Source organism: Bathymodiolus platifrons methanotrophic gill symbiont (assembly GCF_002189065.1).
Taxonomy (GTDB): domain Bacteria; phylum Pseudomonadota; class Gammaproteobacteria; order Methylococcales; family Methylomonadaceae; genus Methyloprofundus.
In genome coordinates this window covers 1-9,818 of sequence record NZ_BDMN01000106.1, presented here as the reverse complement: position 1 = coordinate 9,818, position 9,818 = coordinate 1, and the positions used below count along the sequence as shown (strand labels likewise).

The window sequence follows — 9,818 nt, the reverse complement described above, 5'->3', positions numbered from 1 at the left end:
TGCCGCTTGCTTGGGCTGGGATGCCCAAAACAAGCTTTCGCAAAAATAGCGACTCCCCGCCTAAAATAAACCTCGATACACCAGCATTGTGTATTTCAGCTACTCAATAATTGGGAAACTTCAGTCTAATGGGTCTACGGCTTCTTTGTCAAAAGAAACCTTTGAGCTTTCCATCGTGTAAGTTAACGAGTCTACAAATTGCATTCTGACTTGTTCCTGTTCATCAAAAAGAAAATCAGTACTTAATTTTTTTATTATATATTTCATGTCTTCACCAATTTGATTTTGTAAGGGTCACTTAATACAGAATGTGCCTGACTAAAATATTTCAGTGGCCCACTATTTACAACGATATTGAAATACATGAGGTGATTGCCACATGCTTTTATCCGGATATATACGCAGTCAGAGATATCATTAAAGTTTATAATACCTTAACGCAGAATAACTTTAAACCTGGAAATATCAGTTGAACTCTATATTCCTGCTACGACTGGTTTATATAAACAGTTCAAGAGAACCTTAATATCGATAAGGAGTACCTTGGGAGTATGGGCGGCTCGCCATGTATAATCTTAGAAAAACCAGTTAAACCGTGGGCAACTGATTTTTCCAGGATATTGGATGAGCCGGCCGTTCTTCCACGCAGAGTGAATCCATATACATTCTATAGTGTGTGACATGGGAACAAGAAATATAAAATGAAAGAAATATTTGAAATAGTGTTTAATCTCTCCATGCTTGGCTTTGTCTCAGGAAGCATGCTTACACTGGGGTTAGGTTTAACAGTTGCACAAATTATTGCACCAGTTAAAAAAATACGCATAGTGATTCGGGCGCTAATTGCAAATTTTATCATTGTACCTTTGTTTGCTTTAGGCATAGTGAGCTGGCTTCCCGTCTCTGAAGGGGTACGTATTGGAATAATAGTACTTTCTTTAGGTGGTGGAGCGCCCTTTATCCCCATGATTGTAGCAACGGCAAAAGGTAATGTGGCTGGTGCGGTAGGGTTAATGGTGCTACTTTTGATCGTGACGCTTGTGTTTATACCGATCGCAGTGCCGCTAGTGCTTCCAGGTGTTTCTGTTAGTGCCTGGATCATTGCCAGGTCTTTAATTTCAATAATGCTGGTTCCATTACTGCTTGCGCTATTTATCAGAGCACGTTTTTCAACGTTTGCGCGGCGTATTCAGCCTTTTGTGGCCAGATTTACCAATATTTCCATATTGATACTGATTATTGCGGTGCTGTTTCTGTATATAGAAACCATCATGGAAAGTGTTGATATACTCCCCGTGATCATTTTATTCTTTTTGGGGGCAATGTTTATTGGCTATTTGAGTGGTGGAAAAAGAAGAGATATACGGGTGATATTTTCAGTAGCTGCTGGATTAAGAAATCCCCCAGTCGCTATATTGGTGGCTACTCAGAACTTCTCTACAGAACCGATGGCAGCAATTGTTCCTTTACTGGTTGCCATTGTAGGAATATTGATATTGTTACCATTAGCAATCATAACGAGAAATTATGGAATCAACAGATAAAGAAATACAGGTAAGAACTATTTATGAGTATTAGGCAACTCGCAATAAATAACCCACCCATCTTGCTTGTCTTTTTGTTGTCTTCTGCGTTGCAGAAATAGTTACGTAGCCAGCTATGCGCCTATTTCTACGCATTGAAGACAAACAAAAATCCTGCGTATAAGGTAGGTTATTTATTGCACGTTACCTTATATTTAATATTCAGTTGTTTATAGCAATTTATAGCGATCAATTGAGGTTCTTGTCTTGATCATAGGGTCGACAATGTCGAAGTAGGCAATAAACGATTTTGTCGCCCAGCTCCTTGAGTTGAGGTTTTTGGGTATTTAGATTTGTCAGTCTAGATCTTGAAAAAGAACCACCTAGTTACTCAAAGCTAGTAAGGAATGTTATTGATTATTATTATAATTATTTTTCCTTACAATCTATAACTAAGTGGGTAATCAACTACCTCCGTAGTGTATTCTAACGTTAACATATTAATATTTAAATTATGGATTTAGTTTATAGGCAATAAACCTATAGTTTATAAACAGAAGGCGTCTGCTAGTCTCCGCTGTGTAAAACCTTAATTTTGTAGCTGAAAGTCCGGTTGCCTATCCATCATTGGTATTGAGAGATATATTTTTTTACAACCGAGTCTGGCCTTTTGTGTTCACTGAACGGGTAAAGTTGCTTACACCAAGATTCCACCTTATTAAATTTTAATAATGGAGATTTAGGGGGCTGGAGACAGTAACTAACTGCGGTAAATGGTTTCAATCAAATGAAAGCCAAATTTAGTTTTAATCGGGCCGTGTACCGTGAGTATAGATTTCTTGAAAACGACATTATCAAAAGCCTTTAGCATTTTACCGGGAGGAAATCCCCCAAGATTGCCGCCATTTTTTTGCAGAATTGCACAGTGAGTGCTTTTTAGCAAGGCTATCAAAGTCAGCACCACCCGCTAATTTTTTCTTAAGTTGCTCTGCCTCTTCTTTGGTTTTTACCAAAATGTGTCGTGCACATGCGATTGCCATTAGTAATGTACTCCTCTGTTGTGTTGTTGTTAAATTGAGTAAAAGGACCAAAGAAGTAAATTATAACTGCTCTAGATTCAGATGAAATGCCTATTTTCAACGACTAAGTTATTTTATTTATTCATTAGGTGGGGATACATTTATTCAGGATCTTCTATAAATTTTAGTGTCAAGAAATAAGAAATGGACAAAGGTGGATATTTTTATATGTTGTATATCATGACAGAAGATTTACGACTAGAAAGAAGGGATATTCATATTTTTAAGCTAAATACTGATTTCAGATAAGAAATGTGAAGTTATGCACAATTTCTGTGGATAACTCTGTGTGTTAATCGTTTAAATATACGTTTAGTCCGCGTAATTATTACAACTGTTTTGATTTGTATAAATTTTATACAGTGCAAATGTATGTATATAAAATCAAATGCATACGTGTGTCAATAGCTGCTATGCATTGATTTTAGTAGGGCGCTATGGTGTTGTATTAATACGAAAACTAAAATTGTGGATTAAAGTGAAAGCACTTCATATTTTATAAAAAAGTCTTGTGAAATTTAAAATACTGTTATGTGTCGAGAATGGCTTTAAGACTAATGAAAAGAACCGTCAGGTTGCCCTTAAACTCTTTAGAGTGGTTCAAAACACTAAAAGTAAGTCTACCTGTATGAGTAGATAATTAACCAATAAATTTTATTTATTTTGATACAAATCCCTAGAAAATATCCGGTTTTTTGTTGACCATTACATAATTAAACGGGCTGGAATTGAGTCTAGCTTCAGGTTGCATGATATTAGGCATACAGTGGCCAGTTTGATTATTAATAACGGCGGGAGTCTCTATGGGGTGCAGGCAACACTTGCGCATGCTAACAGTAAAGTGTCTGAGATATATTCGCATTTGAGTAATGAGCGATTGCAGCACGAGTGATAATTTGTCGAATGTGGTGGCTGTGGAGCAGGCTTTCGCTGAAAATCAGGGAAACGTAGCCTAAGCGAAGTGATGATTTTTAGTCCGCGATAGCCGTAGGGCCGTTATTTTGTCGGAGTCTGAGCGTTAGCGAAGGTGGAGACAAAATAAAAGGCCATCCGACACGGCGTCAAGTCATTTGGAGCCTATGTTCCGACCCCTTGTTGGGTCGGGACGAGGTGACGAGGACGAATCGGGGCCGCCGGAGGCATAAGTGGTCGCGTTAAGTTTTTGCTGCTTGCTTGGGCTGGGATGCCCAAAACAAGCTTTCGCAAAAATAGCGACTCCCCGCATTTTTTGAATATTAACAGGGCTAAAACACCCTAGAAGGGTGTAATCAAAACTACGCTCTTAGAATGTGGATATTTAATTTATTAATAAGAGAAAACTATGTGTACAGTAAGCTGTGTAACTGTTTTTCAGCACTTGTGCGTTCTGGGAAATCCTGGCCGCTACTCAATGCTTTTTCAAAATAGATTGAAGCTCTATTTTTATTTTCTATTTTTAAAGCTGATTAAGCTACTTTGTAATAAAAGCTGGGGTTTCCAGCAACTTTTTTTGCTACGTCCTGATAAAGCGCATCGGCCTTTGTGTAGTTACCCATTTGAAAATAGGTCTCTGCCAATGTGTACTTTACGGCGTAATTATTAGCATTTATTTTATTAGCTTGTTGAGCATATTTTAGTGCATTTTCTGGCGAATTAAGCTTTTCAATATAGGTAGATGCAAGTTCATTAAGGGAATAATCAGACTGTTGTTGAGCCAGAATTGCCTGTAATTCTAAGATGGCTTTTTCAGGCTGGTTGAGTTCATTATAAAGCGTAGCTAATTTGAAGCGCAGAGAAAGAATTTCAGGGTGTTTTTTACTGACCTCGAGATAGGCTGTTAAAGTTTTTTCTTTATTACCCTGAGTGTATTGAACTGAAGTTTCCCAATAATTATTTATGGTAAAATTGAAACTATGCTACAACTATATGAAAAAAATAGTCTTTTCATTCGTTTCAAATGCTATTGCCTAAGGGGAATTAAGTAGGGGTTTGCTATAAACATGGCAAAACCACCTAAAATAAACCTCGATACACCAGCATTGTGTATTTCAGCTACTCAATAATTGGGAAACTTCAGTTTATTGTATAACGCTTATAAAAACGAACTGGATCAAATTATTTCACACTACAACGCATTACAATCTGCTTTTAAAAAATCTAAACGATATGAACGCTATCAAAAATCCTGCCAAGAAAAATTAGGACTACCTGCATTCAATAGAAAATTGTCAGTAGCTAAAATCTTAAACCCTGAAATAATTTTAAGAACTTTTCAAGCTTATGAAAATAAGGTTAATCATCAATTTCGTATAGCAAAAAAACAATTGAATTTTAATATTCAACCTACTGATAAAAGCAGTAAAGTATTATCAGAGCCTTTATCTACTGCACTTGCTAAAGCTGAGTTATGGAATAAAAAATCACAAAGTTTAGCTATTAAAGCCTCTTCTTCAGTTCGCTTTAATAAAACAAGTGGGTTTTATATTGGCCGTTATTTATTAGATTTAAAAGTCTATGATGGAAAACAGCTTATTGGAGGGAAACAGCACGGCATTAAAGGAGCTAGTTTGCAAAATAATGCTGCAACACAAACACAAGCAGTTAAAAAATTTACTCAGCTTATAGAAAAAGAAGGCCTATGGAATGTTTTAGGTTTACAAGAAGTTAGTTGTAAATAGCTGCTCTTTCAAACTTCATCTTTTAATAGCTTGGGATGGGATGAGGCAATTGTAATTGGCCTTAAAACAAGCCCGAAAACAATTGGACTTCAACCCAGTCACCTTTTTTAATGCTGTCTTGATTATGCTGTAAAAAAATAAAAGCATTGGCCATACTGATAGAACTTAAGATACCGGAACCTTGTTTTCCGGTTGTTCTAACCTGGAATTCACCCGTTTCTGATTGACTAACAATACCGCGCTGAATTTCAGTGCGGCCTGGTTTTTTGCGTATAGATTCCAGACTGCGGGCTTTTATCATGGGTGCTATGGGTTTATCGGTAATGCCTAGAATTTCTTCCAGAGCAGGTAGAACAAATTGATAGAAAGTAACTAGAACTGCTACAGGGTTACCTGGCAATCCAAAGAAAATAGATTGCTTAATTTTGCCAAAGGCAATGGGGCGTCCTGGTTTAATGGCTACTTTCCAGAAATTGATATCACCACTGGATTTTAGTGCTGCTTTGGTGAAGTCTGCTTCACCAACAGAAACCCCTCCGGTAGAAATAATAATATCTGCATAACTGGCTGCGTCATTAAATCGACTTAATAACTCAGCCTCCTGGTCTTGAATAATTCCCAGATTAATAATATCTATATCTGGCCGATCTAGCGCTGCAAGTAGACTGTAACGGTTGCTGTCATAAAGGCCGCCACTGGGAACTGCCCCAGCGATACTATAAATTTCATTGCCTGTGGAAGCAATGGCAATGCGTAATTTACGTTTCACTTTAATTTCTGTGATGCCTAAAGACGCAAGTAGACCAATATCTGCTGGACATAGTAATTTCCCTTTATCCAATACTGTTGCCCCTAATTGAATATCTTCACCGGCCTGGCGAACATTTTGCCCAGGTTTGTGTCGATCATCTATGCGTATGGATTTATTGTTAAGCTGACAGTGCTCTTGCATAATAACAGTATCCAGCTCAGCTGGCATAGGAGCTCCCGTCATAATGCGTACGCAACAGCCAGGCTTGCAGGTTTCGGCTTGAACTTGGCCAGCGAGAATAGTTGCTTGAACTGTTAGCTGGGTTTCATTGTTTTTATCAGCTAAATCACAGCTACGTAAAGCATAACCATCTACTGCCGAATTAGTATGACCAGGTACTTGAATTGGGCTGATAATGGTTTCTGCTAAACAACGTCCTTTTGCCTGTTCAATCGGGATTTGCTGGATATCTTGTAAAACGGGGATAGATCCCAGAATAATATTTTTTGCCTGTTCAAAATGCAGCAAGCCAGGTTCAGCGATATCTGAACAATTGGGTTTAATAGTGATCATTTACGTGTTGAGGGGCCATTCAGAGGCAATCCATTATCAATAAAACTTAAAAAATACTCTAATTGTCGCAATGCAGTACTTTGTGCGGGGTCTACCTTTGCTCTAATCAGTTTATTACAAACCATAAACCGCCGGTGTAAAGTACCCATTTCTCCGCTGTTTAAACGGTAAGCGGGCCAATGAGTCGTATGCCCCAATGCTGGGCTGAGTATTTCTGAGCGTATAAATTTACCGGCATTATCTAAATGGCAACTTGCACAGGAAAAATTTAGCTGGCCACGGCGCTGGTAAAAATAAGCTTTTCCTTGTTGATATGCAGTAAGAGCTAGTTGTGACTCAGCGGGAATCTGAGTATTGATTCGCTGGCCACGAGAGGTATAAGCCATATAGGCTAAAATAGTGGTGATTTCACCTTTAGCATAGGCTAGGGGAGGGAGTTGGTTCTTTTGTCGACAGTCATTAATTGCATTGGCAAGTGTGGTGATTTGCTGTTTTTGTTTATCCCAGTAGGGGTAATTTTGTGCAATGGCAATGCCTTTATTGGCAAAGCAATCTGCATAGCCATTTGCAAAAGCTTGATTAAACAATAACTCCCCTCGTTCCAAGGCAAATTCATAGGGAGGGAACTCCTCAATAGCAAGCCAGGAATCTTTAGCATCAGCATCAATGGCATAAACGCCCTCAGCATAATCATCTAGTGATAATTGCGGGAAAAGTTGCTGGTAAAATGCGCGTATTTGTTGACGATCTTCAACCGGGTTGGCAGAAATAGAAGTGCTAGCTATTATTAAAAATATAGCTATATTAAACCGGCCAGAAAACGCTATCATCGGATAATATGTTCGGCTGTATCTTGATAGCCAAGATTGTCTTCCCAACTTATTGTGACTTTATCACCTGGCTGTGCTGATTTGATATGAAAAGAAAAAAATGGGTTTTTCGATACACCAAAACCCATTTGGCACTGGCTCATCAGTTGGTCATTATGTTTGAAGCTTAAGGTTTGGATAAAATGAGCAGCAACAAGCTCACCCGTTTCCTCATCTTTTCTTTTCCCTGTTTCCATTGGATGAGCAATCAGGGTGCGCACTAAAGTAAAGTCGGCAAGCCGTTTACTACGAATTTTTATTGATGACATATTAGCCTCCACAACCGCCTAATGTTACCTTCACTTTCTGACGTGTCTGGTAATATTGGTCTTCTGCCTTAAGTACTACAATTACATCACAGGTTTCTTGCATTTTAAATCGTGCGCCAATAAAAGTTTCTAATTCAGGGTTAATACTGAATTTAGCAACTAAAGGTACGGGATTTTTTTCTGAAAAAATAAAAATAGTATCGACATTTTCAATAGAGCTGGTAATGGTAATAGGGACCACAGAACCATTCTCTGCAATTCGAGGCAGTTTTAAGTGTATTTTATTAGTTTTGTGCAATATTTGATCGGGAAATAACAGGGTAAGTGCTTTGTTAATAGGCTGCCGTTGGAATTCATCAGCCAACCAGTTAGCAAAACTTGCTTTGGAAAATGCAAGACCTAATGTATAGCCCGTTATAGTCAGCATTTTAGTGATAAATGCACGGCGAGTTGTTGGCATAATTCGTTTTAATGAAGAACTAACTAAAAAATAAGCTTTATTATAGCGGGAACTAGATAATAATAAACTGACTACCGCGAAAGACACAAAATACCCGAAAAAATTAATAAACTTTTTGGCCACTAGGTTAATACGGGCATATGACAGGAGTGAAATAGCTTTAGCTATTTCCGAATCAGCAATAGCTAAAGAGACTGTGAAAGTATTCAACAAAATCCCCCTCCTTGGTTAAGGAGGGGCTAGGGGAGGTTTGATATTTAAACTAATCATGCAATATCAGTGACATATGTTTTCCTGGTTACGTCCAACTCTCAGCCAAAGTAAAATTAAGCTTTAAACATCAGTATGTTAAAAAACCCGTCATGCCCGAAGTCTACCCAGTCAAGCGTGGGCACAAGCTTTATCGGGAATCTATGCTTAACCAACGAGATTCCTGCTAAAAGCATACAGGAATGACGAGCTATGGCTGAGAGTCATGGGTAATCAGGTATGTTTTTATACGATCCCCCCTCAGTCCCCCTTCTCAAGGGGAGAGGCTAAACGCAGATACTTTCACGGTCTCTAAAGCTATTGTACTCCTGCCTATGTTTTGCAGATCCTCGTTAGTGTATTACTGAAATTAACTGTCAACTACATTACCATGGAATTCATAGCGATAGTGGATACGGTATAAACCCAGTTTCTTTGTACTTGTAAAAACGACAGACTACTATATTGTTATTAAGTACACAGTACACTTTTAAATGAGCGGATTTCAGGAGTAGGGCATGGGATATAAAAATATAGAAAATATGCTGGAGACTTTGTCTCAATACATTCGTAGTGAAATAGAGGATGAAAGTGTTGAGCAATTAATCCTGTTTGCTCAGCACTACTTTAGTTTTAGTGCTTTTGATGAAATCGCTAATATTTCAATTGAAGATTTATATGGTGCAGTACTATCACACTGGAATTTATTTCTGAATTTGCCGGATGGTAAGGAGAAAATTCATATTTATAACCCAAGTGTTGAGGAGCATGGCTGGCAAAGCACACATACGGTTATAGAAGTAGTGTTACCTGATAGGGCCTTTATTTTACAATCTATGACCATGGAAATTAACCGCTATGGTTTTGTTAATTTACTTGTTTTACACCCAGTGTACTGGGTACGAAGAGATGCCGCTGGAAAGTTAAGTGAACTTAGCAAAACACAATTAGAGGGAACTACTCAGGAAAGTGTTTTACATATTGAGATTAATCGACAAAGTGATACTGCACTGATAGAAAAACTCAAACAAAGCTTGCAACTGGTTTTGCGTGATGTCTGTTCTGCTACAAAAGACTGGCCTGATTGTATTGCACAAATGGAAACGGTAACGTCCGAATTAATTGAACAAAAGAAGCCTTCTTTGCAGGAATCAATCGAGTTTTTACAATGGCTGAAAAATGGTCATTTTGTGTTTTTAGGCTATCGGGAATATCGTATTGTTGAAAAGGCTGATCAATTTGGCTTTTGTGTCGTTGAAAAGACTGGCTTAGGTATTCTACAGGATGGTATCGCTAAAGTTCCCGGGGCCGTCATAGGTGAAAAACGGTTTTTAGGTTTATATGCTTCATCTGCCTACACTTGTGAGCTTGATGATATTCCACTGGTG

General features: G+C 38.1%; 8 protein-coding genes and 2 pseudogenes. 4 read left to right on the top strand and 6 right to left on the bottom strand.

Annotated features, from left to right (window positions below; genetic code table 11):
* Nucleotides 1–701 precede the first annotated feature (701 nt).
* Nucleotides 702–1,544: a bile acid:sodium symporter family protein gene (locus tag CDZ78_RS06645; RefSeq protein ID WP_087869302.1), complete on the top strand. Its 843-nt coding sequence runs from the start codon at nucleotides 702–704 to the stop codon at nucleotides 1,542–1,544.
* 739 nt (nucleotides 1,545–2,283) lie between these two features.
* Here the strand turns inward: CDZ78_RS06645 and CDZ78_RS06640 are convergent.
* Nucleotides 2,284–2,563: pseudogene (locus CDZ78_RS06640) on the bottom strand (peptidylprolyl isomerase).
* Nucleotides 2,564–3,287: 724 nt separating this feature from the next.
* Here CDZ78_RS06640 and CDZ78_RS24250 point away from each other — a divergent pair.
* Nucleotides 3,288–3,494, top strand: a complete 207-nt coding sequence (locus CDZ78_RS24250; protein WP_087869301.1) for a tyrosine-type recombinase/integrase — start codon at nucleotides 3,288–3,290, stop codon at nucleotides 3,492–3,494.
* Between the two features lie 553 nt (nucleotides 3,495–4,047).
* On the opposite strand, the gene CDZ78_RS24245 is transcribed toward CDZ78_RS24250, so the two are convergent.
* Nucleotides 4,048–4,479 carry a tetratricopeptide repeat protein gene (locus CDZ78_RS24245; RefSeq protein WP_087869300.1) on the bottom strand — a complete coding sequence of 144 codons (432 nt, stop codon included), beginning with the start codon at nucleotides 4,477–4,479 and terminating at the stop codon, nucleotides 4,048–4,050.
* Between the two features lie 165 nt (nucleotides 4,480–4,644).
* On the opposite strand from CDZ78_RS24245, the gene CDZ78_RS06625 reads away from it, so the two are divergent.
* Nucleotides 4,645–5,259 (top strand): hypothetical protein, encoded by a 615-nt coding sequence (locus CDZ78_RS06625; protein WP_140413918.1) that lies wholly within the window; start codon nucleotides 4,645–4,647, stop codon nucleotides 5,257–5,259.
* A 61-nt stretch (nucleotides 5,260–5,320) separates the two neighbouring features.
* Here CDZ78_RS06625 and moeA read toward each other — a convergent pair whose 3' ends face one another.
* From moeA to soxY, 4 genes are read right to left on the bottom strand one after another with little or no spacing between them, the layout of a single operon-like run.
* On the bottom strand, nucleotides 5,321–6,583 hold the full coding sequence (moeA, locus tag CDZ78_RS06620; RefSeq protein ID WP_087869298.1) for a molybdopterin molybdotransferase MoeA: 1,263 nt from the start codon (nucleotides 6,581–6,583) through the stop codon (nucleotides 5,321–5,323).
* Nucleotides 6,580–7,413: a sulfur oxidation c-type cytochrome SoxA gene (gene soxA / locus CDZ78_RS06615; RefSeq protein ID WP_087869297.1), complete on the bottom strand. Its 834-nt coding sequence runs from the start codon at nucleotides 7,411–7,413 to the stop codon at nucleotides 6,580–6,582. The genes moeA and soxA overlap by 4 nt, the downstream gene beginning before the upstream one ends.
* On the bottom strand, nucleotides 7,410–7,721 hold the full coding sequence (gene soxZ, locus CDZ78_RS06610; RefSeq protein ID WP_087869296.1) for a thiosulfate oxidation carrier complex protein SoxZ: 312 nt from the start codon (nucleotides 7,719–7,721) through the stop codon (nucleotides 7,410–7,412). Before soxZ ends, soxA begins: the two co-directional genes overlap by 4 nt.
* Nucleotide 7,722: 1 nt before the next feature.
* Nucleotides 7,723–8,391: a thiosulfate oxidation carrier protein SoxY gene (soxY, locus tag CDZ78_RS06605; RefSeq protein ID WP_140413917.1), complete on the bottom strand. Its 669-nt coding sequence runs from the start codon at nucleotides 8,389–8,391 to the stop codon at nucleotides 7,723–7,725.
* A gap of 557 nt (nucleotides 8,392–8,948) precedes the next feature.
* Between soxY and CDZ78_RS06600 the strand changes: the two are divergent.
* Nucleotides 8,949–9,818: pseudogene (locus CDZ78_RS06600) on the top strand (NAD-glutamate dehydrogenase domain-containing protein); the annotation flags it as partial.